18 protein-coding genes and 2 tRNA genes are annotated in these 24,229 nt (G+C 71.3%); 17 read left to right on the forward strand and 3 right to left on the reverse strand.

What is annotated here, in order from left to right:
* From ACGFX9_RS34045 to ACGFX9_RS34070, 6 genes are all read left to right on the forward strand, one after another.
* Nucleotides 1-1,080: an acyl-CoA dehydrogenase family protein gene (locus ACGFX9_RS34045; protein WP_393482222.1), complete on the forward strand. Its 1,080-nt coding sequence runs from the start codon at nt 1-3 to the stop codon at nt 1,078-1,080.
* Nucleotides 1,081-1,193: 113 nt separating this feature from the next.
* On the forward strand, nt 1,194-1,649 hold the full coding sequence (locus ACGFX9_RS34050) for a MaoC family dehydratase (protein WP_393482515.1): 456 nt from the start codon (nt 1,194-1,196) through the stop codon (nt 1,647-1,649).
* Nucleotides 1,646-2,812, forward strand: coding sequence for a lipid-transfer protein (locus tag ACGFX9_RS34055; RefSeq protein ID WP_393482225.1), 1,167 nt, complete (start codon nt 1,646-1,648; stop codon nt 2,810-2,812). Before ACGFX9_RS34050 ends, ACGFX9_RS34055 begins: the two co-directional genes overlap by 4 nt.
* A 70-nt stretch (nt 2,813-2,882) precedes the next feature.
* Nucleotides 2,883-3,776, forward strand: coding sequence for a glycoside hydrolase domain-containing protein (locus ACGFX9_RS34060; protein ID WP_393482229.1), 894 nt, complete (start codon nt 2,883-2,885; stop codon nt 3,774-3,776).
* Between the two features lie 160 nt (nt 3,777-3,936).
* Nucleotides 3,937-4,500: a SigE family RNA polymerase sigma factor gene (locus tag ACGFX9_RS34065; RefSeq protein ID WP_393482232.1), complete on the forward strand. Its 564-nt coding sequence runs from the start codon at nt 3,937-3,939 to the stop codon at nt 4,498-4,500.
* Between the two features lie 189 nt (nt 4,501-4,689).
* Nucleotides 4,690-6,339 (forward strand): long-chain fatty acid--CoA ligase, encoded by a 1,650-nt coding sequence (locus ACGFX9_RS34070; protein ID WP_393482235.1) that lies wholly within the window; start codon nt 4,690-4,692, stop codon nt 6,337-6,339.
* Nucleotides 6,340-6,363: 24 nt separating this feature from the next.
* Here the strand turns inward: ACGFX9_RS34070 and ACGFX9_RS34075 are convergent, their stop codons facing one another.
* Nucleotides 6,364-7,599, reverse strand: coding sequence for an MFS transporter (locus ACGFX9_RS34075; protein ID WP_393482238.1), 1,236 nt, complete (start codon nt 7,597-7,599; stop codon nt 6,364-6,366).
* 215 nt (nt 7,600-7,814) lie between these two features.
* Between ACGFX9_RS34075 and ACGFX9_RS34080 the strand changes: the two genes are divergently transcribed.
* Nucleotides 7,815-8,390 carry a TetR family transcriptional regulator gene (locus tag ACGFX9_RS34080; protein WP_393482241.1) on the forward strand — a complete coding sequence of 192 codons (576 nt, stop codon included), beginning with the start codon at nt 7,815-7,817 and terminating at the stop codon, nt 8,388-8,390.
* A gap of 60 nt (nt 8,391-8,450) precedes the next feature.
* On the opposite strand, the gene ACGFX9_RS34085 is transcribed toward ACGFX9_RS34080, so the two are convergent.
* Both ACGFX9_RS34085 and ACGFX9_RS34090 read right to left on the reverse strand, forming a co-directional pair.
* Nucleotides 8,451-12,887 carry a PAS domain-containing protein gene (locus tag ACGFX9_RS34085; RefSeq protein ID WP_393482244.1) on the reverse strand — a complete coding sequence of 1,479 codons (4,437 nt, stop codon included), beginning with the start codon at nt 12,885-12,887 and terminating at the stop codon, nt 8,451-8,453.
* Between the two features lie 234 nt (nt 12,888-13,121).
* Nucleotides 13,122-13,568, reverse strand: coding sequence for an SSI family serine proteinase inhibitor (locus ACGFX9_RS34090; RefSeq protein ID WP_393482247.1), 447 nt, complete (start codon nt 13,566-13,568; stop codon nt 13,122-13,124).
* A 212-nt stretch (nt 13,569-13,780) separates the two neighbouring features.
* Here ACGFX9_RS34090 and ACGFX9_RS34095 point away from each other — a divergent pair.
* The 10 genes from ACGFX9_RS34095 (at nt 13,781) to ACGFX9_RS34140 (ending at nt 24,164) form a co-directional block, all read left to right on the forward strand.
* A tRNA-Ser gene (locus tag ACGFX9_RS34095) sits at nt 13,781-13,871 on the forward strand.
* Between the two features lie 192 nt (nt 13,872-14,063).
* Nucleotides 14,064-14,136, forward strand: a tRNA-Arg gene (locus ACGFX9_RS34100).
* Nucleotides 14,137-14,226: 90 nt separating this feature from the next.
* Nucleotides 14,227-15,111, forward strand: coding sequence for a DUF2797 domain-containing protein (locus tag ACGFX9_RS34105; protein WP_393482250.1), 885 nt, complete (start codon nt 14,227-14,229; stop codon nt 15,109-15,111).
* A gap of 106 nt (nt 15,112-15,217) precedes the next feature.
* Nucleotides 15,218-15,580, forward strand: a complete 363-nt coding sequence (locus tag ACGFX9_RS34110; RefSeq protein ID WP_393482253.1) for an antibiotic biosynthesis monooxygenase family protein — start codon at nt 15,218-15,220, stop codon at nt 15,578-15,580.
* Nucleotides 15,537-16,475, forward strand: a complete 939-nt coding sequence (locus tag ACGFX9_RS34115; RefSeq protein ID WP_393482256.1) for an amidohydrolase family protein — start codon at nt 15,537-15,539, stop codon at nt 16,473-16,475. Before ACGFX9_RS34110 ends, ACGFX9_RS34115 begins: the two co-directional genes overlap by 44 nt.
* A 110-nt stretch (nt 16,476-16,585) precedes the next feature.
* Nucleotides 16,586-17,347, forward strand: coding sequence for a response regulator transcription factor (locus ACGFX9_RS34120; RefSeq protein WP_393482259.1), 762 nt, complete (start codon nt 16,586-16,588; stop codon nt 17,345-17,347).
* Nucleotides 17,344-18,954 carry a sensor histidine kinase gene (locus tag ACGFX9_RS34125; protein ID WP_393482262.1) on the forward strand — a complete coding sequence of 537 codons (1,611 nt, stop codon included), beginning with the start codon at nt 17,344-17,346 and terminating at the stop codon, nt 18,952-18,954. Before ACGFX9_RS34120 ends, ACGFX9_RS34125 begins: the two co-directional genes overlap by 4 nt.
* A 26-nt stretch (nt 18,955-18,980) precedes the next feature.
* Complete coding sequence (locus ACGFX9_RS34130) at nt 18,981-20,348, forward strand: glycosyltransferase (protein ID WP_393482265.1); 1,368 nt, start codon at nt 18,981-18,983, stop codon at nt 20,346-20,348.
* Nucleotides 20,345-22,504 carry an ArnT family glycosyltransferase gene (locus tag ACGFX9_RS34135; protein ID WP_393482268.1) on the forward strand — a complete coding sequence of 720 codons (2,160 nt, stop codon included), beginning with the start codon at nt 20,345-20,347 and terminating at the stop codon, nt 22,502-22,504. Before ACGFX9_RS34130 ends, ACGFX9_RS34135 begins: the two co-directional genes overlap by 4 nt.
* A 142-nt stretch (nt 22,505-22,646) precedes the next feature.
* The gene (locus ACGFX9_RS34140; RefSeq protein WP_393482271.1) at nt 22,647-24,164 is read left to right on the forward strand and encodes an MFS transporter; all 1,518 of its coding nucleotides are present in this window, start codon (nt 22,647-22,649) and stop codon (nt 24,162-24,164) included.
* Nucleotides 24,165-24,229 lie beyond the last annotated feature (65 nt).

A 24,229-nucleotide genomic window follows, 5' to 3' on the forward strand; every position in this document is an offset into this window, starting at 1 on the left:
ATGGACTTCACGCCCACGGAGGAGCAGGCCGCCGCGCGGGACCTGGCCTCAGAGATCTTCGGGGACCTGTCCACGCCCGAGCGGCTGGCCGAGGCGGGGACGGGCTCGGACGCCGAGCTGTGGAAGGCGCTGTGTACGGCGGGGCTGCCGGGCGCGGTGGAGGACGTCGGGTTGCTCGGCCTTGTGCTGCTGCTTGAGGAGCAGGGGCGGGTGACGGCCCAGGTGCCGTTCGCGGCGAGCTGCGTCTACGGGCTGCTCGCGGTGGCGGCGCACGGCACGGAGGCCCAGCGGGAGCGGCTGCTGCCGGGGCTGCGGGATGGCACGGCTGTCGCTACGGGGGCGTTTCCGGCGGGGGGCGGGGTGGTGGTTGCGGGGGCCGGGGCGCTTACCGGGGTTGCAACGGGGACGCTGACCGGGGTGGTCCCGTGGGTGCCGTGGTTGCGGGATGCCACGGAGGTCCTGGTGGCGGTGGCCGATCCGGCGCCGCCGGGTGGCCACAGCCTGTGGCGGGTGCGGGTGTCCGACGCGGAGACCGAGCCCGTCGAGTTGACCGCGCCCTGGTCGGCCGGGCGGCTGGTGCTCGACGGGGCTCCCGGGGAGCGCATCGGCGGGGAGGGCGCGTACGACGACGTCCTGGCCTGCGCGCGAACGGCCTTCGCGGGGCTGCAGGCGGGGGTGTGCGCGGGCTCGCTGGCCCGCGCCGTCGCCCACACGAATGAACGGGAGCAGTTCGGCCGGCCACTCGCGGCTAAGCAGGGGGTCCAGCTCCGGGCTGCGGACGCCCATATGGACACCGAGGCGATACGGCTCACGGCGTACGAGGCGGCCTGGCGGCGTGACGCGGGCCTGCCGTACGGCACCCATGCGCTGACCGCGGCCTGGTGGGCATCGGAGGCGGGCAAGCGCGTCGTGCACGCGGGCCAGCATCTGCACGGCGGCATGGGGGCCGACCTCGACCACCCCGTTCACCGGCACTTCCTGTGGGGGCGGCAGCTGGACGCGTACCTGGGGTGTGGCAGCGAAGTCCTGGAGGAGATGGGCGATTTGATCGCGCTGGGCGAGCAGGAGGACGCGGCATGACGGCGGGGGGAAGGAGCGACGCAGGAGGAGGCGGCGTGACGGCGGAGGGCGGGAGCGGCGCAGGAAGAGGCGGCGTGACGGCGGAGGGCGGGAGCAGCGGGGGACGAGGCGGGGTGCGGCCCGGCGACGAGTTGCCGGAGCTCCGCATCCCGGTCACCCGGACGCTGATCGTCTCCGGCGCGGTCGCGTCGCGGGACTACCAGGACGTGCACCACGACGCGGTGGCGGCCCAGGAGAAAGGCTCCCCCGACATCTTCATGAACATCCTCACCACGAACGGCCTGGTCGGCCGCTACATCACGGACCACTTCGGCCCCGGAGCGATCCTCCGCAAGGTGGCCATCCGCCTCGGCGCGCCCAACTACCCGGGAGACACCATGGTGTTGACGGGGTCCGTGGAGCGGGTCGACCGAGGCGTCGACGGAGACACGGCCACGGTCAGGGTCGTCGGGGCCAACGGCATCGGCAAGCACGTCACCGGCACGGTGACGGTCACCGTCACGCTTCCGGACCCGGCCCCCGCGCTGGGCGGCGAGTCCGGCAAGGCATCGGCAGGGGGCCCCGCATGAGCGTCCGTACGCGCGACAGCCTCGGCGGGAAGGCCGCCGTCGTCGGGATCGGAGCCACCGAGTTCTCCAAGGACTCGGGGCGCAGCGAGCTGAGGCTCGCCGTGGAGGCGGTCGGCCTGGCGCTCGACGACGCCGGGCTCAGCCCCGCGGACGTGGACGGCATGGTCACGTTCACCATGGACACCAACCCGGAGATCACCGTCGCGCAGGCGGCCGGGATCGGGGAGCTCTCGTTCTTCTCGCGCGTCCACTACGGCGGCGGCGCGGCCTGCGCCACCGTCCAGCAGGCGGCGCTCGCCGTGGCGAGTGGAGTGGCCGAAGTGGTCGTCTGCTACCGCGCGTTCAACGAGCGCTCGGGACGCCGGTTCGGCTCGGGCGTGCAGCACCGCGAGCCGTCGGCGGAGGGCGCGGCGCTCGGCTGGGCCCTGCCGTTCGGGTTGCTGACCCCCGCCTCCTGGGTGGCCATGGCCGCCCAGCGCTATCTGCACACGTACGGCCTCACCTCCGATGCCTTCGGACATGTCGCGGTCACCGACCGGAAGTACGCGGCCACCAACCCGGCGGCCTATTTCCACGGGAAGCCGATCACGCTCGCCGACCACGCCGCGTCACGCTGGATCGTCGAGCCGCTGCGCCTCCTGGACTGCTGCCAGGAGACCGACGGCGGGCAGGCCGTCATCGTGACGAGCGTGGAGCGGGCCCGGGACCTGCCGAATCCCCCGGCGGTGATCACGGCGGCGGCGCAGGGGGCGGGCCGGGCGCAGGAGCAGATGACCAGCTTCTACCGCGACGACCTGAGCGGCCTGCCCGAAATGAGCGTGGTGGCACGGCAGTTGTGGCGCAGCTCGGGCCTCGCGCCCGGCGACATCGACGTGGGCATTCTCTACGACCACTTCACGCCGTTCGTGCTGATGCAACTGGAGGAGTTCGGGTTCTGCGGGCCTGGCGAGGCGGCGGACTTCGTGGCCGGGGAGACGTTGCCGCTGAACACGCACGGAGGGCAGCTGGGGGAGGCGTATCTGCACGGGATGAACGGCATAGCGGAAGCGGTCAGACAGCTGCGTGGCACATCGGTGAACCAAATACCAGGCGCCGCGCGCACCTTGGTCACGGCGGGTACCGGTGTTCCCACATCGGGGTTGATTCTGGCGGCGGACGGCTGAACGCGGAGCGTGTCCTCGGCGTAGCGCGCCCCCTGACCTCTTCACTCGGCGTATGCGATGCCAAAAGCTGATGAGAGGACTTGTCCTCGCCCTGGCCCTGACCGCTCTGGCCCTGTGCGCCGCGCCGCCCGGCGCCGCGAGCGGACCCGAGGCCCGGGCGGGCGCGGTCGGAGCGGGGATCCGCGGTGCCGGAGCCGGGGCCCGCGCGGCCGGGACGGGTGCTGACGGGACCGGGTCGATCGCCGGGGCCTCGACGTTCCGCGGCTGGGCCTTCGACACCTGCCTCGCCCCGACCGTCGACACGATGCGCCGCTGGACCACCTCCGCCTACCAGGCGGTGGGCGTCTACTACGCGGGCCGAGGCCGGGCGTGCGAGCGCCAGCCGAGCCTGAACAGGAACTGGATGCGGTCCGTACGGGGTCTTGGGTGGAAGGTGCTGCCGGTGTACGTCGGCTCGCAGTCGCCCTGTGTCGTCTCGAAGAACAAGAAGCACGTACCCATCGGCCGGCACCCCTGGGCGCAGGGGACGCGGGAGGGGCGGGACGCCGTACAGAGGGCGAAGTCGCTCGGCATGCAGCGGTACAGCCCGCTCTACCTGGACATGGAGGCGTACACCTACCGGAAGAAGAAGTGCGCGGCCACCACACTGGCCTTCGTGCGGGCCTGGGATCGCGAGGTGCGCAGGCACGCGTACGTTCCCGGCTTCTACAGCAGCGCGGACTCCGGCGTACGGCACATGGAGACGGCGCGGCGGGCAGGGGTGCGGGACCTGCCGTCGGTGATGTGGTTCGCGCGCTGGCACACGCGGCCGAATCTGAACCGCGAGCCGGTCCTGCGGCGCGACGCCTGGAGCCCTGAGCGGCGGATTCACCAGTACGCGGGGAACGTGAAGGAGCGCCACGGCGGGCGCACGCTGATGATCGACCGGAACCGTGTGCACGCGCCGGTGGCCCGGATCGGTTAGGGCGCGGGCGAGGCCGTCTCAGGGATGAACCCTCAGGGTGTGCTCCGCCTCCTCCACCTTCAGGAGGTGGGGCTACCACCCCGCGTACAACCTGAGGCGGACACGGCTTAGGGACCTGCGGCCGATCCGCTGAAGTAGGGGGCGCTTCTAGCGTGGAGCCATGACCGTATCCATGGTGCCCGTGTGCACCAGCGCATCGAAGGCCGCGACGCGGACAGCGAGTCCTTCGGCGTATCCGTCGTTCGCGTCGTACGTACGGGCACGTCAGCCCGTGTTGCTGCGCACCGCGCGCTCGCTCACCGCGAACCCGAGCGATGCCGAGGACCTGCTGCAGACCGCCCTCACCAAAACCTACGTCGCGTGGGACCGGATCGAGGATCACCGGGCGCTCGACGGCTATGTGCGCCGGGCCCTGCTGAACACCCGGACCTCGCAGTGGCGCAAGCGCAAGGTCGACGAGTTCGCCTGCGACGAGCTTCCCGAGCCCGATGTCACGCCGGTCGCGGATCCGGCCGAGCAGCAGGTGCTCAGGGACGCGATGTGGCGCGCGATCATGAAGCTGCCCGCGCGGCAGCGGGCGATGGTCGTGCTCCGGTACTACGAAGACCTCAGCGAGGCACAGACGGCCGACGTGCTCGGGGTGTCCATCGGCACCGTGAAGAGCGCGGTGTCGCGTGCGCTCGGCAAGCTGCGCGAGGACCCCGAACTCACGCCGGTCCGGTGACCGCCCGGCGATCGCCCGGTGATCGCCGCAGCTCCGCCGACCCTTCCCCTCCCGCACCGCTGGACCTTTCTTCTCCCGTACTAGTGACATACCGTGCGGTATGCGGCAACAATCTGGCGAGCCCTACTGCCAGGTAAGTCATCCGGGAGCCGCCTCGGATGAATGCCGCGCGCCCACCGGGAGGACGCCGTGCTGAGCACGATGCAGGACGTACCACTGACCGTCACCCGCATCCTTCGGCACGGGACGACCGTGCACGGGTCGTCGCAGGTCACCACGTGGACCGGCGAGGCCGCGCCGCAGCGCCGCAGCTTCCGTGAGATCGGCGAACGCTCCGCCCAGCTGGCGCACGCGCTGCGCGAGGACCTCGGGGTCGACGGCGACGAGCGAATTGCCACATTTATGTGGAATAACGCGGAACACGTCGAGGCCTACTTCGCGGTTCCCTGTATGGGCGCCGTCCTGCACACCCTCAATCTCCGGCTGCCCGCCGACCAGTTGACCTGGATCGTGAACCACGCGGCCGATCGCGTCATCATCGTCAACGGCTCCCTCATCCCCCTCCTCGCGCCCCTTCTGCCGCAGATGCCGACCGTCGAGCACCTGGTGGTCTCCGGCCCTGGCGACCGCTCCCCGCTTGCCGGAATCCAGCCGCAGGTGCACGAGTACGAGGACCTGATCGCCGCCAAGCCCACGGCCTACGACTGGCCCGAGCTGGACGAACGTACGGCCGCCGCCATGTGCTACACCTCCGGCACCACCGGCGACCCCAAGGGCGTCGTCTACTCGCACCGCTCCATCTACCTGCACTCGATGCAGGTCAACATGAGCGAGTCGATGGGCCTGACGGACGCGGACACCACCCTCGTCGTCGTCCCCCAGTTCCACGTCAACGCCTGGGGACTGCCGCACGCCACGCTGATGGCGGGCGTGAACATGCTGATGCCGGACCGTTTCCTGCAGCCCGCCCCCCTCGCCGAGATGATCGAGTCGGAGCGGCCCACGCACGCGGCCGCCGTCCCCACCATCTGGCAGGGCCTGCTCGCCGAACTCACCGCGAAGCCGCGTGACGTCAGCTCGCTGGGCCAGGTCACCATCGGCGGCTCGGCCTGCCCGCCCTCGCTGATGGAGGCCTTCGACCAGCTCGGCATGCGGGTCTGTCACGCCTGGGGCATGACGGAGACCTCCCCGCTCGGCACGGTCGCCCGGCCGCCGGCCAAGTCCATCGGCACGGAAGACGAGTTCGCCTACCGCCTCACCCAAGGCCGTTTCCCCTCCGGAGTCGAGGCCCGCCTGGTCGGCCCCGGCGGCGAGCACCTGCCGTGGGACGGCGAGGCGGCGGGCGAGCTGGAGGTCCGTGGGCCATGGATCGCGGGCTCCTACTACGGCGGCGCGGGCAACGAAGACCTCAAGCCCGAGGACAAGTTCAGCGCGGACGGCTGGCTGAAGACCGGTGACGTCGGTGTGATCAGCTCCGATGGTTTCCTGACCCTCACCGACCGGGCGAAGGACGTCATCAAGTCGGGCGGGGAGTGGATCTCCAGCGTCGAGCTGGAGAACGCCCTCATGTCCCATCCCGATGTCGCGGAGGCGGCGGTCGTCGCCGTCCCCGACGAGAAGTGGGGCGAACGCCCGCTCGCCACCGTCGTCCTGAAGGAGAACGCGAGCGCCGATTACCTCGCCCTGCGCGACTTCCTGGCGGACTCCATCGCCAAGTGGCAGCTTCCGGAGCGCTGGGCGATCGTGCAGGCCGTGCCGAAGACGAGCGTCGGCAAGTTCGACAAGAAGGTGCTGCGCAAGCAGTACGCGGACGGCGAGCTGGACGTGACCAAGCTCTGACGGCCGGTCTCCTGAAGCCGCGCGTTACGCCGCTCGCCCCGCAGAGCGGCGTATCGCCGTGGCCCAGCCCAGGGCGAGCCACGCCGTGGCGATGGCGCACACCCCGCCCCAGCCCCAGTGGGTGAAGGCCGCACCTGCCAGGGCCGAGGCTGCCGCGCCGCTCGCGAAACCGCCCACCACATAGGCGGTGTTGGCGGTGGCGGGCAGGCTGGTGGTGGTCAGGGCCAGGGTCTGGTTGGCGACGTGGCTCGCCACGAGGGCGGCGTGGATCAGGATCCCGGCCGCGCACAGCGCCCACAACTGCCGCCCGCCCAGCCAGAACAGCGGCAGGCAGACAGCCGCCCCCAGGTAGGCGGTCGCCGTGACCCGCGCCGCCCCGAACCGGTCGACGAGCCCGCCGGCCAGCGGGGCGACCGCGGTCGCGGACAGCCCGAGGAGGCCGAAGAGCCCCGCGGCTCCGGTCGACATGTCGTACGTGTCGCCGGTCAGGAGCAGGGCGAGCGAGGTCCACACCGCGCTCCACGCCCCGTACATCCCGCCCTGGCGCAGGCAGGCGCGGCGCAGCTCCGGTGACTCCTTCAGGACCCGGGGCAGCCGGGCGAGACCCGCGAGGGCGGGACCGGTGTGGCGCGGCCGGTTCTCGGCGGGCAGCAGCGCCGCCGTGGCGAGGCCGAGCACCAGCGTCAGCACGGCCGAGCCAACGAAGACGACGCGCCAGCCGTGGGCCTGGCCCACGAGCCCGCCGAGCACCCGCGCGGCCACAACTCCCGCGAAGAGACCGGCGATCACGGCCGCCACATGCCGGGCGCGGCGGTCGGCGGGCGCGCGCTCGGCGACCAGCGGCACCAGAAGCTGCGGTATGACGCTCGCCGCCGCGGCGACGAACAGGGCGCAGGCGAGCGCGACAGGACCTGTGCAGACCGCGGCCGCCGCCATGGCCAGGGCCGCGGCGACCGAGAGTATGCCGACGAGGCGGCGACGGTTGGCCGTGTCGCCGAGCGGGGCGAAGAACAGCAGCCCGGCGGCGTACCCAAGAAGAGAGACCGAGGCGAGCCAGGTCAGGTCGGACGGCTGGGTGCCGAAGCCGTCAGCCATGAGGGGGAGCAGAGGCGCGGCGACGTAGATGTTGGTGACGGTCACAGCGGTGCAGATGGCGACGACGGCGAGGAGCAGGCCGGGTGGCCGTCTTCTCCCAGCGGTCTGGGTGATCCCGGTCCTGCGGGTCCTCTGGGTCCTGGTGTCTGAGGGTGTGGGCGGCATGGGGCAGCAGGGCTCCTTGCGTGACGCTGGAGACAACGAGAAAACAAGAAACGGGAAAACGAGGCAACCAACTGGTTGGTTGGAAAAAGTCTGCGCCGATGACCGTCGGACTGTCAAGCAACCAACCAGTTGGTTACCCGCACGGATTAGCTACGCTGTCCCCATGACGGCCGGAGACCTATGACGGCGGGGAGGCCTATGACGGCGGGAGACCCATGGCAGTGAGAGACCCCGAGGCCACCAAGGCTCGGATCTTCGAGGCGGCAGTCGCCGAGTTCGCCCGGTTCGGCATCGCGGGCGCCCGCATCGACCGCATCGCGAGCGAGGCGAAGGCGAACAAGCAGCTCATCTACGCCTATTTCGGCAACAAGGCGGAGCTCTTCACGCAAGTCCTTGAGAAACGCATGCTCGAAATGGCGATCAGCACCCCCGTCGACGCCGACGACATGGACGGCTGGATGGACCGGTTGATGGACTACCACGCCGCCCACCCCGAGCTCCTGCGGCTGCTCTTCTGGGAGGGCATCGAGTACGGCACCGACGAGCTCCCGGACGAGCAGGCGCGCAACGAGCACTACGTCCGCAAGGTCGCCGTACTCGCCGACGCCCAGGCCCGAGGCGTCATCAGCGACGAAATCCCCGCCCCCCACCTGCTGTTCATGGTGGTGGCGCTGGCCGGCTGGTCGACGGCGGTCCCGCAGATGCGCCGGATACTGGTCGGCGACGGGGACGAGGACCGCGAGCGGCTGCGCGCCTCGATCAAGGCCGCGATGCGCCGCATCACCGCCTGAACGCAGCCCCAGCGCTCAACTCGTACTGCCGCTCAGTTCGGCGCCGTTGAGTACTGGCGCTCAGTTCGTACCGATCTTCGCGAGCAGGTCCACGATCCGGCCCTGCACATCACTGCTCGTCGAGCGCTCCGCGAGGAACAGCACCGTCTCCCCGGCCGCGAGGCGCGGCAGCTCCGTCTGGTCGACGGCGGCGGTGTAGACGACGAGCGGGGTGCGGTTCAACTGGCCGTTCGCGCGCAGCCAGTCGATGATTCCGGCCCTACGGCGACGTACCTGCATCAGGTCCATCACCACCAGGTTCGGCCGCATCTGCGCCGCGAGCGTCACCGCGTCCGCGTCGCTCTCGGCCCGCGCGACCTGCATGCCACGCCGTTCCAGCGTCGCGGTCAGGGCGAGCGCGATCTCCTCGTGCTCCTCGATCAGCAGTACGCGCGGCGGGTGCTGCTCGCTGTCGCGGGGTGCGAGGGCCTTCAGGAGTACGGCGGGGTCGGCGCCGTACGCGGCCTCGCGTGTCGCCTGGCCGAGTCCCGCCGTGACGAGCACCGGTACTTCGGCGGCTACGGCGGCCGTGCGCAGGGACTGCAGTGCCGTACGGGTGATCGGGCCGGTCAGCGGGTCCACGAAGAGCGCCGCGGGGAACGCCGCGATCTGGGCGTCGACCTCTTCGCGGGAGTTCACGATGACGGGACGGTAGCCGCGGTCGCTGAGTGCCTGCTGGGTGGTGATGTCGGGCGCGGGCCAGACGAGGAGGCGGCGCGGGTTGTCCAGCGGCTCGGGCGGCAGCTCGTCGTCCATGGGCTGCGGCTGGGGCCGGTTGGCGACCTCGACGGCACCGCCGGGACCGTCCAGCGGCTCCGGACCCTCGTCGGCGTCTTCGTCCGGCGCGCCGATCGCGTACGAGCGGCCGGTGCCCTCCGCGGAGGACGCGATGCGGGACTGCGGGTGCTGCTGGGCCTGAGGGTGCGGGCGGGCCGCGTTCTCGGGCCGGTCGTCGGCCGTGGGGTCGGGGCGGGTGGACAGCCTGCGGCGACGCCCGGAGCCGCCGAGGGTGTGGGATCCGGACTGGCCCGGTGCCGATGCCGATGCTGCCGGTGCCGGTCCCGATGCCGGGGATTGCGCCGGTGCTGCTGGTGCCTGCTCCGGCAGGGGGGCAGCGGCGGGCTTCGGAGTCTCCGGGGGCGCTGCGGGGGCCTGCTGGGGCGTGGCCGGGGGCTGGGCCTGCGGCGGAAGCGGAGGCTGCGGTGCCTGCGGGATCTGCGGATTCTGCGGGGCTTGGCCCGGCGTCTGGCCCGGCGTCTGCTGGCCCTGGCCTTGCGAGAGGCCCTGCCGACGCTGCTGCTGCTCGGCGATCTGCTGGCCGAAGGGAACGCCCTGCCCGAGCGTACGCACGCTGATCGCGCGGCCCTGCGTCGAGTTGGGGTCGCCGGCCGGGGCCTCGGCGGGCAGCGGCTGCGCGGCCCGCGCCTGGTTACCGCGCTCGGGCGGCAGCGCGACACCCCTGCTGGGAGTGGCGATGCCCGGTGCGGGAGTGCCTTCGGCGTACGAGGTGGCCTGCGAGGGAACGCCGGCGGGCGGGGTCCCTTGCGCGTCCCCCGCGGGGGGCGTAGCGGGGGCGCCCGGAGCTTCGGGCGCGGGCGGGGCTGCGGGCGCGGACGGGGCTGCGGGTGCGGGCGGGGCAGGATGTGACCGTCGCCGTCCCGTAGGTGCCTCAGCCGGATGCGGCTGCGGCGGGGTGTGATCGTCGGAGGGGTGGCGCAGCGCGGCTTCGTGCTGGCCCGTGTCGTCCTGGTCCACCGACGCGGGCGGCAGCGCGAAGACGCGCCCGCTGGGAGCCTCCTCGGCAGCGGCCCGCTCCTTGGCGGCGGCCAGCGCACGGCGGCGCCGCCCGGTGGGCCTGGACGAGGCCTCGCCCGCGTCACCGGCAACGGCACCCGGCCCGGCGACAGCGACAGCACTCCCGACCCCGGAATTCCCGGCCCCGGAACCCCCGGCGGCAGCAGGCAAGGCAGGCGGCAACGCCAACTGCTCATCGTCCCGCCGAGCCCGCTGCCCCGAGGCAGCGCCACCCGAAGGAGCCACCGCCCCCGCGGGAACCGGCACGCCCTGCGGCGGCACCGTCTGCCCCAGCGCGGCCGACCCGGCGGCATGCTCGGCAGCGGTCACCACGGAACCTACGGAGCCTGCGGAACCAACGGTGCTCGCGGTGACCGCGGAGCCCACGGAACCCTCCGCAGCGCTGGGCCGGGCACGCCGCCGCCCGGTACCACCCGAAGTCTGCGAACTCCCGCCCTGTACGGCTGCCTCCGGAGCAACGGAAGCACCAGGAGTACCAGGAGCACCGGCAGTCCCCACAACACCGGCAGCCTCCGCAGCCTCGGCCTCGGCCTCAGCCGCACGCCGCCCGCGCCGCCGCCCGGTCCCGGTGGGAGAAGCGCCGCCCTCAGCGGCAACACCTCCGGAGGTAGTCCCCCCGGAGGTCGCATCGCCGGAAACCGAACTGTCCAGGAACGAGTCGACGGAAGGCCCAGCAGCCCGCCGAGCCCGACGCCGCCCACCACCCGTGGCACCGGACGCCTGCTCAGGCAGGACGACGGCAGAACCAACACCAGAACCGGCGGAAGCCCCACCAGCAGAACCGACGGAAGCCCCACCAGCGGATCCGGCAGCCTCAGATCCGGCAACCTCAGAACCGGCAACCTCAGAACCGGCAACCTCAGAACCGGCAGCCTCAGAACTGGCCCCGGCTCCTGACCCGGCCCCGCCCCCGGAAACCGCCCCGCCCCCACTCCCGATCGGCACCTCAAGAACGTACGCATTGCCGCTCATCCCCGGCACCTCATGCGTCTGCAGCACGCCTCCGTGCGCCCGCACGATGCCCCGCACGATCGGCTCGTGCACCGGGTCCCCGCCGGCGTAAGGCCCCCGCACCTCGATGCGTACGACCTCACCGCGCTGAGCCGCGGCGACGACCACGGTCGAGTCGACATATCCACCGGCGGACACGGCGGCCGAAGGAGCCGCGCCGGCGCGCGCGTTACCCGTGGCGTCGATGCCCGCCACGTCGGCGACGAGGTGCGCCAGTGCCGTGGCGAGCCGCCCGGGGTCGACCTCGACCTCGATCGGCGGCGCGTGTACCGCGAACTGCGCGCGGCCTGGACCGATGAGCTCGACCGCGCCCTCGACGCCCGAAGCGACGACGGCATCGAGCATGACGTTCATACGAGAGAGCTGCTCGGCGCCCGAGTCGAGCAGCTGGAAGCCCAGCACATTGTCGACAAGGGTGGTGATGCGCGCGTACCCGGCGGAAAGATGATGAAGGACCTGATTCGCCTCCGGCCACAACTGCCCGGCGTCGTCCGCCGCGAGGGCTGAAAGCTCACGCCGCAGCTCGTCGAGCGGGCCCCGCAGCGAGGAACCGAGCACGGCGAGCAGCTGCTCGTGCCGCGCGGCAAGAGTGTCGTACCGCTCCTTCTCGCGCTCGGCCAGCGCCTCGAACCGGTCCTTCTCGCGCTCGGCGAGCGCCGCGTACCGCTCCTGCTCGGCGGCGATCTCCTCTTCGCGCTGCTCGGCGGCGGCGGCCAGCTCAGCGGTGTGCCGCTCGGTGGCGGCCCGCAGCTCTTCCGTGCGCCGCTCGGTCGCGGCCTGCATCTCCTCCGCGTGCTGCGCGATGGCGGCTTCGTGCTCTTCGGCGAGCGCGTCGTAGGGCCGCCGGTCGGTGAATGTCATGACCGCGCCGACGAGCTGGTCGCCGTCCCGCACGGGGGCCGTGGTCAGGTCGACGGCGACGCGGTCGCCGCTCTTGGACCACAGGACCTGTCCGCGCACCCGGTGCTTGCGCCCGGAGCGGAGCGTGTCGGCGAGCGGAGACTCCTCGTACGGGAAGGGCTCACCGTCGGCGCGCGAGTGGAGCACCAGATGGTGCAGCTCCTGCCCGCCGAGGTCGCTGGCCCGGAACCCCAGTATTTGCGCGGCGGCCGGATTGACGAGGACGACCCTCCCGTCGGTGTCCGTGCCGACGACACCTTCGGCCGCGGCGCGCAGGATCATCTCGGTCTGCCGCTGCGAGCGCGCGAGTTCGGCCTCGGTGTCGACGGCGCCCGAAAGGTCGCGTACGACGAGCATGAGCAACTCGTCACCGGTGTAGCCGTAATTGTCGTACGCGTCCCGGATGTCCTCGAGGTTCGAGCTGGTGACCTCGACGGGGAACTCGCCGCCGTCCGTGCGCCGGGCGGTCATCCGCGTCGGCTTCGTACGGCCGCGCTCGTCGATGGACTCGGGCCGGCGCATCGATCCGGGAATGAGCCGGGAGTCGAACTCCGGCAACAGATCGAGCAGCCCACGGCCCACGAGTGCGGTGCCGGGCGCTTCGAACGCCTCGAGCGCGATCGCGTTCGCGTTCACGACGGTCCCGTTGGCGTTGACCAGGACCAACGCGTCCGGGAGCGCGTCGAGTATGGCTGCGAGGCGAGCAGCGCCTCGGGATGGCCTGCTGCTCACGACGACGCTTCCTCCCTGATTACTGCTGCTTGCCGACTCGCCCAGGCCATCTTGCCCCGCGACCCGCGGCGTGTCACGGGAGGGAGTCTACGGGGAGTGGTTGTGCACGCGACGCCGGATGAGAGGGAGGTCGCATGCAGAGGATGTGAGGCTTCCGTACTGCCTGGTCACGAGGGGGTTGCGGCCAGGCGGTACGGACGGGGGCCAACCGGGCCGGGATCAACCGGACCGGGACTAGGCGCCGGCGGCCTCGGGCAGCACCGGCACCAAGTCGTCCCAGCGGCTGATCTCGCAGCCGTTGCTGCGGTTGTACGTCGCGTCGACGGGCCGCCCGTTCCAGGTGCCGGTGATGTGCGCGGTGGCGGGGCCGCCGTACTGCATGGTGCAGTTCGCGTCGTCCGGCACGGGCGCGAACCTGTCGTGGCCCCACGAGCCCTCGTCGAGCTTCCCGCACGCTTCCTGCGCGTTCGGGTGCGTACCGCCCGTCGGGTGGCATTCCAGCTCGTACGTCCCGTCCGCGCCTCCCCCGGCACCCGTGACCTCCACCGTGAGCCGGTCGGGGGTCGACTTGGTCAACGGCGTCGACAGGTGCAGCGGGCCCATGTCGGCATGGGCGACGGCGGGCGCCGCGGACAGGGCGGCGGCGGACGCGACGGCGGTGAGGGCGAGACGGCGCAGCATGACAGGGCTCCACTGGGTGCGGGATACCGGACGCGAACACGTACGGGCTCTACCGCGACTAACGCCGTTGACGCCATGACGTTGCGGGCGCGGGAAGACGCTTTGCCCTGCGGGCCGCCCGACTAGTACCTTGGAGTCCGCGATTGGTGACACGCCGCTCGGCTGTGTCATCATCTGCACGCACCACCCGCGCTCGCGCAGGTGTGCAAGCTGGAGGCGTCGCCTAGTCCGGTCTATGGCGCCGCACTGCTAATGCGGTTTGGGACTTACATCCCATCGAGGGTTCAAATCCCTCCGCCTCCGCTGCAAGATCCCGAAGCCCCGGTCCCTTGGACCGGGGCTTCGGTCGCTTCCCCCTCGCGAGGAGCGTTTCCGCAGGTCGCAAGCGGTGCGGCTAACGGATTTCACATGGCGGCGGCGGTCATGTAATGTTCTTCCTGTCGCCGCGAACGGGCCGAAAGGCCGGGAAGCGAAGACAGAAAACAGAAGAATCAAGCACTCGTAGCTTAACGGATAGAGCATCTGACTACGGATCAGAAGGTTGCAGGTTCGAATCCTGCCGAGTGCACAGTGACGAAAGGCCCCCGGAGAGATCCGGGGGCCTTTCGCGTTGCCTCCACGCCGCTTGGCCGGGGCCAGGCTGCGCGAGACTGTCCCCATGGAGTGGCGTAGTGCGGGGTTGAGCTGGGGGGATTCGGGGCGGCCTGTGCTTGTGTGGGAGCGGGGGGACGTCAGTTCCTTGGTTGTGGGGCGGCCGGTGGGGTTTCGCGTCGTGGGGCGGCGGGAGTGTGTGGGGGCTCGGGGGAATCCCTGTCCGGTTGCCGCCGCCGTGCCGGGGCGGGGGACGCAGGCCCGGTGTGCCGAGTGTGCGCGGCTCGACCGGGCGCACTCCGTGGCCGCCGACACCATCGCCGATGATCCCCGGACCTATCGCGTCTACCTCGCCTGGTTCGGCGTGGGCATGGTCAAGGTCGGGATCACCCGCGAGGAGCGAGGACCCGCCCGGCTGCTCGAACAGGGGGCCGTCGCCTTCGTCTGGCTCGGGCGTGGGCCCTTGATGGCCGCGCGGCGGGCCGAGGAGCTGTTGCGGGTTGCCCTGGGGGTGCCCGACCGGATCTCGTACGCCAGAAAGCGGGCCGTCAGGGCCTCCCTGCCGGGGGTGGAGGAGCGGCGGCGTGAGCTGGAGCGCCTGCATGGCTTCGCCCTCGCGCTGGGAGGGTGGCCCGAGTCCTTGGAGCGGTTGGACCTGGGGGAGCACGGCGTGGTGGATCACGGTGCTGTGTTCGGCGTGGAGCGGATTGCGGGGCTCGGTGGGGTCGCCGTCACCGAGCTGGTCGACGGTGGGGTCGTGACGGGATCGCTTCTCGCCGTTGCCGGGCCCGATCTCTATCTCGGTGACATGGGTGACATCAGCGACACGGGGCGCCTTGTTGTTCTTGATAGTCGGCTCTTGCGCGGGTGGCGGCTCGAAGGAGCTCGCGGAGTGGTCCGTACGACCGTTCCTGTGCGGGAAGTGCCCGCCGTTCAGAGTGGGCTCTTCTGAGGCTCGTGCCCCCCCAGCTGACCGGATGGTCAAGTCTCCCTGCCCGTACGGCAATGAAGCGGGGAGAGGGTGGACAGAGGGGTCGAACGCGGTCGACTCTGGGGTCATGAGTGATCAGCCCTTGGCGCCTGTCCCGCCCTTTGAACCGCCTTACTACACCGTCGTCTTCACCTCCGTGAGGACCGTCCCCGACGACGAAGAGGGCGGTGACGATGGATACGACGCGACCAGTACTCGCATGGACGAGATCGTCGCCTCCGTGCCCGGTTTCCTCGGGATGGAGTCCGCGCGTACGCCCGGCGGGCTCGGCATCACCGTCGGGTACTTCCGTGACGAGGACGCGATCAAGGAGTGGCGCGGCGACGCCGAGCACCGTGCGGCGCAGAAGCGCGGGCGCGGTGAGTGGTACGAGAAGTACTCCGTCCATGTCGCCAAGGTGGAGCGGAGTTACGGCTTTGAGCGGGGATAGCGGAGAACTCGACGAGAGCCTGAGCGTGCGTCGCTTCTGGGAGCGGCTCTCGCTGCCCGGCCTCATCGACGTACACACGCACTTCATGCCCGAGCGCGTGCTGAAGAAGGTGTGGGAATACTTCGATGCCGCTGGGCCCCTCACGGGCATGACGTGGCCCATCGCCTATCGGCGGGATGAGGAACAACGCCTTGCGGTGCTCAGAGAGTTCGGGGTGCTTGCCTTTACTTCTATGGTCTATCCGCACAAAGCCGGCATGGCGCAGTGGCTCAACGGATGGGCCGCCGACTTCGCCCGCCGTACGGGCGACTGTCTGCATACCGCGACCTTCTTTCCCGAGCCGGGAGCGGAGGCGTATGTGCGGGCCGCCGTCGACGGCGGGGCGCGGGTTTTCAAGTCGCATGTGCAGGTGGGGGGTTATGACCCCAATGACGTCGCGCTCGACCCCGTATGGGGGCTCCTCGCCGACGCCGGGATTCCCGTCGTGACGCACTGCGGGTCAGGGCCCGCGCCCGGCAAGCACACCGGGCCCGAGCCCATCGCACGTCTGCTCGCGCGCCATCCCCGGCTGCGGCTCGTCGTGGCGCACATGGGGATGCCGGAGTACGGCGCCTTTCTGGACCTCGCCGAGCGCTATGGAGAGGTCCGGCTGGACACCACCATGGCGTTCACCGACTTCAGCGAGCGGCTCACGCCGTTCCCGCGCGCCGAGCTGCCCCGGCTCGCCGCTCTGGGGGAGCGGATCCTGCTGGGGACGGACTTTCCCAACATTCCGTACGCGTACGTTCATCAGCTGCACGCCCTTGAGCGGCTCGGCCTGGGGGACGACTGGCTGCGGGCCGTCTGTCACGGGAACGCGGCCGAGCTCTTCGGGTTGCCGGGAGGCGGCCCGTAGGCACCGGCGGCCCGTAGCCACCGGGAGGCCCATAAGCGCCGGGGCGTTTCTCAGGGAATTCACAGGTTCCGGCAAGGGCACTCTCAGGGCCGCGCCGCACGCTGTCCGTCATGACTACGACCTTGCCCCAGGGGCGTACCGAACTGCTCAGGGCGGACGGAAGCCCCGTCCGCGTGCTCGTCGTCGACGACGAGGTGTCGCTGACGGAGCTGCTCTCCATGGCCCTGCGTTACGAGGGCTGGCAGATCCGCAGCGCGGGGGACGGCGCCGGTGCGGTGCGTACCGCGCGGGCCTTCAAGCCCGATGCCGTCGTGCTCGACATGATGCTGCCCGACATGGACGGCCTCGCCGTCCTCGGCCGGCTGCGGCGCGAGCTTCCCGATGTGCCGGTGCTGTTCCTGACGGCCAAGGACGCCGTCGAGGACCGCATCGCCGGGCTCACCGCAGGGGGCGACGACTACGTCACCAAGCCCTTCAGCCTGGAGGAGGTCGTCGCACGGCTGCGCGGCCTCATCCGGCGGGCGGGGGCCTCCGACCGGCGCAGTGAGTCCGTCCTGGCCGTGGGGGATCTGACCCTCGACGAGGACAGCCATGAAGTGACGCGGGGCGGGGACTCCATCCACCTCACCGCCACCGAGTTCGAGCTGCTGCGCTTCCTGATGCGCAATCCGCGGCGCGTGCTCAGCAAGGCGCAGATCCTCGACCGCGTGTGGAACTACGACTTCGGGGGTCAGGCCAACGTCGTCGAGCTCTACATCTCGTATCTGCGCAGGAAGATCGACGTCGGCCGCGAGTCGATGATCCATACGCGGCGCGGTGCCGGGTATCTGATCAAGCCTGCGCCCGCGGTCGAGGGCGCAGCCGTCTCATGAAGCGGCGGCGACAGCCGCGGTCGCTGCGGACGCGGCTCGTCGTTTCGGCGGTCGCGCTGATCGCCGTCGTCTGCGCGGTCATCGGCACGGTGACGACCATCGCGCTGCGCTCGCACCTCTACGAGCAGCTCGACCACGCGCTCGGTGCGGTCGCGATGCGGGCGGAGGGCCCGCCCGTCTTAGGGGGCAAGGACGACTCGGGTTCCGGAGGGCACACGAGGCTTCCCGGGGATCCGGACGATCCGCTGCGGTTCGTCTCCAAGGGCCCCCAGGAGGTCGGCACCATCGGAGCCGTCGTCGACGAAGACGGCTCGGTCGGTCAGGCCCTCGTCAGCACCGAGCCGGCCAGCGGCAGCTACGAGCCGCGGACCGAGCAGCTCGACGCGGCGGAGTCGGCCGCGCTCGGCTCCGTCCCGCGTGACGGGAAGGCGCACAGCGTCGACATCCCGGGGCTCGGCGAGTACCGCGTGAAGTACGCGGCGGGGCCGAGCGGCGACTTCCTCGTCGGCATCCCCACCACCAAGGTGCAGAACACTCTCAGTACGTTGGTCATCGTCGAGGTCAGCGTCACCGCCGCGGGCCTGGTGGCCGCGTCGCTCGCGGGCGCGGTCATGGTCGGCGTCGCGCTGCGACCGCTGCGCAGGGTCGCGGCGACCGCGACACGGGTCTCCGAACTCCCCCTGCACAGCGGCGAGGTGACGCTGTACGAGCGCGTCCCCGACACGGGGCCCAACACCGAGGTCGGGCAGGTGGGCGCCGCGCTCAACCGGATGCTCGACCATGTGCACTCCGCGCTGCACGCACGCCAGGAGAGCGAGACGCGGGTACGGCAGTTCGTCGCGGACGCCAGCCATGAGCTGCGTACGCCGCTGGCCTCGATCCGCGGGTACGCCGAACTGACGCGCAGGGGGCGGGAGACGACCGGGCCCGACACCCGGCATGCCCTCGGCCGGATCGAGTCCGAGGCGCAGCGGATGACGGGGCTCGTGGAGGACCTGCTGCTGCTCGCGCGGCTCGACGAGGGGCGGGATGGCGCACGGTCCGGTGGGGGCCCCGGAGGCCCCGGGGGCCCCGGAGCCAGACTGCCGCTCTCGTATCAGAGCACTGATCTCTCACCGCTCGTCGTGGACGCCGTGAGCGACGCGCGCGCCGCCGGCCTCGACCACGTCTGGTCCCTTGAGCTGCCGGACGAGCCCGCGCTCGTCCACGCCGACGCCGCCCGTCTCCACCAGGTCGTCGTCAACCTCCTCGCCAACGCGCGTACGCACACGCCACCGGGCACGAAGGTCACCGCTCGCGTACGGGCGGCCGGTCCCGGCGTCCGCCTGGAGGTCCAGGACGACGGCCCCGGCATCGCCCCCGCCCTCCTCCCCCACGTCTTCGAGCGTTTCGCCCGCGGCGACGCCTCGCGCTCCCGCAACGCCGGGTCCACCGGGCTCGGCCTCGCCCTCGTGCAGGCCATCGTCGCGGCGCACGGCGGCGGTGTGACGGTCGACAGCGTGCCGGGACGAACCGTGTTCGCGGTGACGCTGCCCGCCGTATCGGACCAGGTCAGCGCCCCTGTACCGCACTCACAGGCGGGCCACAGGCTCACCACACGGCCCTGACAGACCACTTGGCGAATGTCGGTGTCATGCAAACCGACTCTTCCCCGGGCGGCGCTTGCTCGGTCCCTCTGCCGGCGCGGGCCCACCTTCCCGCCGGACGGCGCGACGTACCCGTACCCGTCCTGGACATCGTGATCCCCGTCTACAACGAGGAGAAGGACCTGCGGCCGTGTGTGCGGCGCCTGCACGACCACCTCGCGTCGACCTTCCCCTACCCCTTCCGCATCACCATCGCGGACAACGCGTCCACGGACCGCACCCCCGAGGTGGCGGCGCAGCTCGCGGCGTCGAGCGAAGAGGTCCGCTACACACGGCTCGAACAGAAGGGGCGCGGGCGGGCGCTGCGCGCCGTCTGGTCCGCCTCGGACGCCCCCGTCCTCGCCTACATGGACGTGGACCTGTCCACCGACCTCAACGCGCTGCTCCCGCTGGTGGCGCCGTTGATCTCCGGCCACTCGGACCTGGCGATCGGCTCCCGGCTCGCGCGCAGCTCGCGGGTGGTGCGCGGCCCCAAGCGGGAGTTCATCTCGCGCAGCTACAACCTCATCCTGCGCGGCTCCCTTCAGGCGCGCTTCTCCGACGCGCAGTGCGGGTTCAAGGCCATCAGGGGCGATGTGGCGGGGGTGCTGCTCCCGCTGGTCGAGGACACGGGGTGGTTCTTCGACACGGAGATGCTGGTGCTCGCCGAGCGGGCGGGCCTGCGCATCCATGAGGTGCCGGTGGACTGGGTCGACGACCCCGACTCCACCGTCCACCTGGTCAGGACGGCCACGGACGACCTCAAGGGCGTGTGGCGCGTGGGCAGGGCGCTCGCGGTCGGCGCGCTCCCGCTCGACCGCCTTGCCCGTCCCTTCGGGGACGACCCGCGCGACCGTCAGCTGACCGGAGTGCCGGGCGGCCTCGCCCGCCAGCTCGTCGGCTTCTGCGTGGTCGGCGCGCTCTCCACGCTCTTCTACCTGCTCCTGTACTCCGGTTTCCGTACGTTCTCGGGCTCGCAGGTGGCCAACGCCCTCGCCCTGCTTGTGTCAGCGGTCGCCAACACCGCCGCCAACCGGCGCCTGACCTTCGGGGTGCGCGGGCGTGACCGCGCGATGCGGCACCAGGCGCAGGGCCTGGTGGTCTTCGCCATCGGCCTGGTCCTGACCAGCGGTTCGCTGGCCGCGCTCGGCGCGGCGTCGGGCTCCCCGTCCCACTCCACGGAACTCGCCGTGCTGATAGCCGCCAACCTCGCGGCGACCGTGCTGCGGTTCCTGCTCCTGCGGGCCTGGGTCTTCCCCGAGCGACGGGACACAGCGGCGGCTCCCGCGATCCGGTACGAGCAACTCCCCCACGACGACCAGCACCTCCGCGTCACCGCAGCCGCGGACACCCACGACCCGAGGAACGCGCGATGACGACCACCCACCCCGATCACTCGGCCCATCCGGCGCCCCCGCCACCGGCCGCCCCGCCCCACGAAGGCGCAGGCCACCGGCGGGCCGCCGCGGGCGGGTTCCTCGCCCGGGCCTGGCGCGGGCGGCCCGAGGACCCGCGCTGGGCGCGCCCCGCGTTCCTGGGGCTGCTGCTCGCCACCGCGGTCCTCTACCTCTGGAACCTCAGCGCCTCCGGCTACGCCAACTCCTTCTACTCCGCGGCCGTCCAGGCGGGCAGCCAGAGCTGGAAGGCGATGTTCTTCGGCTCGCTCGACGCGGGCAACGCGATCACCGTCGACAAGCCCCCGGCCGCGCTCTGGCCGATGGCGCTGTCCGTACGCGTCTTCGGGCTCAACTCCTGGGCGGTGCTCGCCCCGCAGGTGCTCATGGGCGTCACGACGGTCGGCGTCCTGTACGCCGCCGTCCGCCGTCGCTTCAGCCCGGCGGCCGGGCTCATCGCGGGCGCGGTGCTCGCGCTGACGCCCGTCGCCGCGCTGATGTTCCGGTTCAACAACCCGGACGCGCTGCTCGCGCTCCTGATGACCGTCACCGTGTACTGCGTCCTTCGCGCCCTGGAGAACGGCCGCACCAAGTGGCTGGTCTGGGCGGGTGTCGCCGTCGGTGTCGCCTTCCTGGCCAAGACGCTGCAGGCGTTCCTGATCCTGCCGCCGCTCGCGGTCCTGTACGCGGTGTGCGCACCCGTGCGGCTGCGCAAGCGCTTCGGCCAGCTCGCCCTCTCCGGGCTCGCGATGATCGTCGCGGGCGGCTGGTGGGTGGCGATCGTGGAGCTGTGGCCCGCGTCATCGCGCCCGTACATCGGCGGCTCGCAGAACAACTCCTTCCTTGAGCTGACCTTCGGCTACAACGGCCTCGGCCGCATCAGCGGCGACGAGACCGGCAGCGTGGGCGGGGGCGGCGGACCTGGCGGCGGCGCGGGCGGGAGTCAGTGGGGCGAGACCGGGCTCGGGCGGATGTTCAACTCCGAGGTCGGCAGCCAGATCTCGTGGCTGATCCCGGCCGCGCTGATCCTGCTCGTCGGCGGCATCGTCCTCACCTGGAAGGCCCGCAGGACCGACACCACGCGCTCGGCGTTCGTGGCGTGGGGCAGTGCGCTGCTGATGACGGCGGCCGTCTTCAGCTTCATGGCGGGGATCTTCCACCAGTACTACACGATCGCCCTCGCCCCCTACATCGCCGCCCTGATCGGCATGGGCGCCACGGTCCTGTGGGAGGAGCGGGCCAGGTGGTGGGCGGGCGCGCTGCTCGGCGTGGCCGTCGCGGGGACGGCGTGGTGGGGGTACGTCCTGCTCGGCCGGACCCCCGACTACCTGCCGTGGCTGCGCTGGGCGGTGCTCGTCGGCGGTCTGGTGGGCGCGCTCGGTCTGCTGCTCGTGGCTCGCGTCGGGCGCCAACTGGCCCTCGCGGCCGTGGGGCTGAGTCTCGCCGCCTCCGTGGCGGGGCCGGTCGCGTACACCCTCTCCACCGTGAACAGCGCGCACACCGGGTCGATCGTGACCGCGGGTCCCGCTTCGGCGGGAGGGATGGGCGGCGGCCCCCGGGGCGGCTTCCCGGGCGGGGACGGCCGCGGGGGGATGCAGCTGCCCCCCGGCGGTCAGAACGGCAAAGCCATGCAGCCCCCCACCGGCGGCCAGAACGGCGGCGGTATGCGCCGGCCCCCGGGCCAGAACAGCCAGCAGGGCAAGCAGCGGGGCACCATGCCCGGCGGCGCCACCGGTGAGCGCGGCGGAATAGGCGGAGGCGGAGGCATGGGCGGCCTCCTCGACGGCGCCCAGGTCAGCGCCAAGGCGAAGAAGCTCCTGGAGTCGAACGCCGGGGACTACACCTGGGCGGCGGCGGCCATCGGCTCGCAGAACGCCGCGAGCTACCAGCTGGCCACCGGCGACCCGGTGATGGCCATCGGCGGCTTCAACGGCAGCGACCCGTCCCCGACGCTCGCGCAGTTCAAGCAGTACGTCGAGAGCGGGAAGATCCACTACTTCATCTCGGGCGGTGGCATGGGAGGCATGGGCGGCGACAGCGGCACCTCCTCCAAGATCACCTCCTGGGTGGAGGACACCTTCAAGAAGGTCACGGTGGGCAGCGCCACGTTCTACGACCTGACGCAGCCGAAGGCCTGACCTGATCTAAGGCCTGACCGCCGCCGTCGATGCCGTCCCGCCCTCTCCCCCTCCGGAAACTCTCTTGTACACCGTACGAGAGATGCTTTACGGTGTACGTCGCTGACCCCACGTACACCGTATAAGCAGAAGGAGAGAGGGCATGACGGCATCGACGGCCGCCGAGATCCCCCAAGTCCCACAAGGACACCCCCAACGCTGGCTGATCCTCGGCGTCATCTGCCTCGCCCAGCTCACCGTCCTCCTGGACAACACCGTCCTGAACGTCGCCATCCCCTCCCTCACCGAGGAGCTCGACGCGTCCACGGCCGACATCCAGTGGATGATCAACGCCTACTCGCTCGTCCAGTCCGGCCTGCTGCTCACCGCGGGCAGCGCGTCCGACCGCTACGGCCGTAAGAAGATGCTCACCGCGGGCCTCGCCCTCTTCGGCATCGGATCGCTCGTCGCGGGTCTCGCCCAGTCCTCCACGCAGCTCATCGCCGCGCGGGCCGGGATGGGCATCGGCGGCGCGCTCCTGATCACCACCACGCTCGCCGTGATCGTGCAGATCTTCGACGACACCGAGCGGATGAAGGCGATCGGCCTCTGGTCGACCGTCAACTCCCTCGGCTTCGCCGTCGGCCCGCTGATGGGCGGCGTCATGCTCAACCACTTCTGGTGGGGCGCGATCTTCCTGATCAACATCCCCGTCGTGATCGTCGCGCTCGCCGCCGTCGTCAAGCTCGTCCCCGAGTCCAAGAACCCGCAGGGCGATCGCCCCGACCTGCTCGGAGCGCTGCTCTCGACCATAGGTATGGCCTCGGTGGTCTACGCGATCATCTCCGGGCCCGAGCACGGCTGGACGTCGACGCAGGTGCTGCTCGCGGCCGTGGTGGGCGTCGTGGTCCTCGGCGTCTTCGTCGTCTGGGAGCTGCGCATCCCGTACCCGATGCTGGACATGCACTTCTTCCGCAACCAGCGCTTCATCGGCGCCGTCGCGGGCGCCATCCTGGTCGCCTTCGGCATGGGCGGCTCGCTGTTCCTGCTCACCCAGCACCTTCAATTCGTGCTCGGATACGAGCCGTTGGAGGCGGGCCTGCGGACGGCGCCGCTCGCGGTCACCGTCGTCGCGCTCAACCTCACCGGCCTCGGCGCACGGCTCCTGAAGAGGACTAGCACCCCGGCGACGATCGCCATCGGCATGACCCTGCTCTCCGCGGGCCTCGTCGCGATCGCCGTACTCGGCGGCGACAACTACACCGGCATGCTGATCGGGCTCATCGTGATGGGCGCGGGCATCGCGCTCGCCATGCCCGCCATGGCCAACGCCATCATGAGCGCGATCCCGCCGGAGAAGGCGGGCGTGGGCGCGGGCGTCAACGGCACGCTCGCGGAGTTCGGCAACGGGCTTGGCGTCGCCGTCCTCGGCGCCGTCCTCAACTCCCGGTTCGCCTCGCTCGTGACGGTCTCCGCGGTGTCGCTGCCCGCCGCGCTCGCCGCCGCCGAGTCGAAGGGCGAACGCGCGAAAATCGCCGACGCTTTCTCCTCGGGCCTTGAGACCAGTCAGCTGGTGGGCGCGGTCGCCGTGTTCGTCGGAGGCATGCTGGCGGCCGCGTTGCTGAAGCGGGCGGAAAGGGCAGACTCTGCCAAGACGGAGTCGGCGGAGGTGTCCGCATAGCATCGTCGGCGGGCGACGGACCGAGCGATTCCGGTCTGTCGCCCGCCCCCGGACCACCGGTGCCA

The organism is Streptomyces sp. NPDC048436 (genome assembly GCF_043200355.1).
In the GTDB taxonomy this organism is placed as follows: Bacteria; Actinomycetota; Actinomycetes; order Streptomycetales; family Streptomycetaceae; genus Streptomyces.

What these genes read in the sequence shown, in the direction of transcription:
- ACGFX9_RS34045 (WP_393482222.1), top strand. Translation starts at nt 1, where the DNA reads ATGGACTTCACGCCCACGGAGGAGCAGGCCGCCGCGCGGGACCTGGCC.
- ACGFX9_RS34055 (WP_393482225.1), top strand. Translation starts at nt 1,646, where the DNA reads ATGAGCGTCCGTACGCGCGACAGCCTCGGCGGGAAGGCCGCCGTCGTC.
- ACGFX9_RS34060 (WP_393482229.1), top strand. Translation starts at nt 2,883, where the DNA reads ATGAGAGGACTTGTCCTCGCCCTGGCCCTGACCGCTCTGGCCCTGTGC.
- ACGFX9_RS34065 (WP_393482232.1), top strand. Translation starts at nt 3,937, where the DNA reads ATGACCGTATCCATGGTGCCCGTGTGCACCAGCGCATCGAAGGCCGCG.
- ACGFX9_RS34075 (WP_393482238.1), bottom strand. Translation starts at nt 7,599, where the DNA reads ATGCCGCCCACACCCTCAGACACCAGGACCCAGAGGACCCGCAGGACC.
- ACGFX9_RS34080 (WP_393482241.1), top strand. Translation starts at nt 7,815, where the DNA reads ATGGCAGTGAGAGACCCCGAGGCCACCAAGGCTCGGATCTTCGAGGCG.
- ACGFX9_RS34090 (WP_393482247.1), bottom strand. Translation starts at nt 13,568, where the DNA reads ATGCTGCGCCGTCTCGCCCTCACCGCCGTCGCGTCCGCCGCCGCCCTG.
- ACGFX9_RS34105 (WP_393482250.1), top strand. Translation starts at nt 14,227, where the DNA reads ATGGAGTGGCGTAGTGCGGGGTTGAGCTGGGGGGATTCGGGGCGGCCT.
- ACGFX9_RS34110 (WP_393482253.1), top strand. Translation starts at nt 15,218, where the DNA reads ATGAGTGATCAGCCCTTGGCGCCTGTCCCGCCCTTTGAACCGCCTTAC.
- ACGFX9_RS34115 (WP_393482256.1), top strand. Translation starts at nt 15,537, where the DNA reads ATGTCGCCAAGGTGGAGCGGAGTTACGGCTTTGAGCGGGGATAGCGGA.
- ACGFX9_RS34120 (WP_393482259.1), top strand. Translation starts at nt 16,586, where the DNA reads ATGACTACGACCTTGCCCCAGGGGCGTACCGAACTGCTCAGGGCGGAC.
- ACGFX9_RS34125 (WP_393482262.1), top strand. Translation starts at nt 17,344, where the DNA reads ATGAAGCGGCGGCGACAGCCGCGGTCGCTGCGGACGCGGCTCGTCGTT.
- ACGFX9_RS34130 (WP_393482265.1), top strand. Translation starts at nt 18,981, where the DNA reads ATGCAAACCGACTCTTCCCCGGGCGGCGCTTGCTCGGTCCCTCTGCCG.
- ACGFX9_RS34135 (WP_393482268.1), top strand. Translation starts at nt 20,345, where the DNA reads ATGACGACCACCCACCCCGATCACTCGGCCCATCCGGCGCCCCCGCCA.
- ACGFX9_RS34140 (WP_393482271.1), top strand. Translation starts at nt 22,647, where the DNA reads ATGACGGCATCGACGGCCGCCGAGATCCCCCAAGTCCCACAAGGACAC.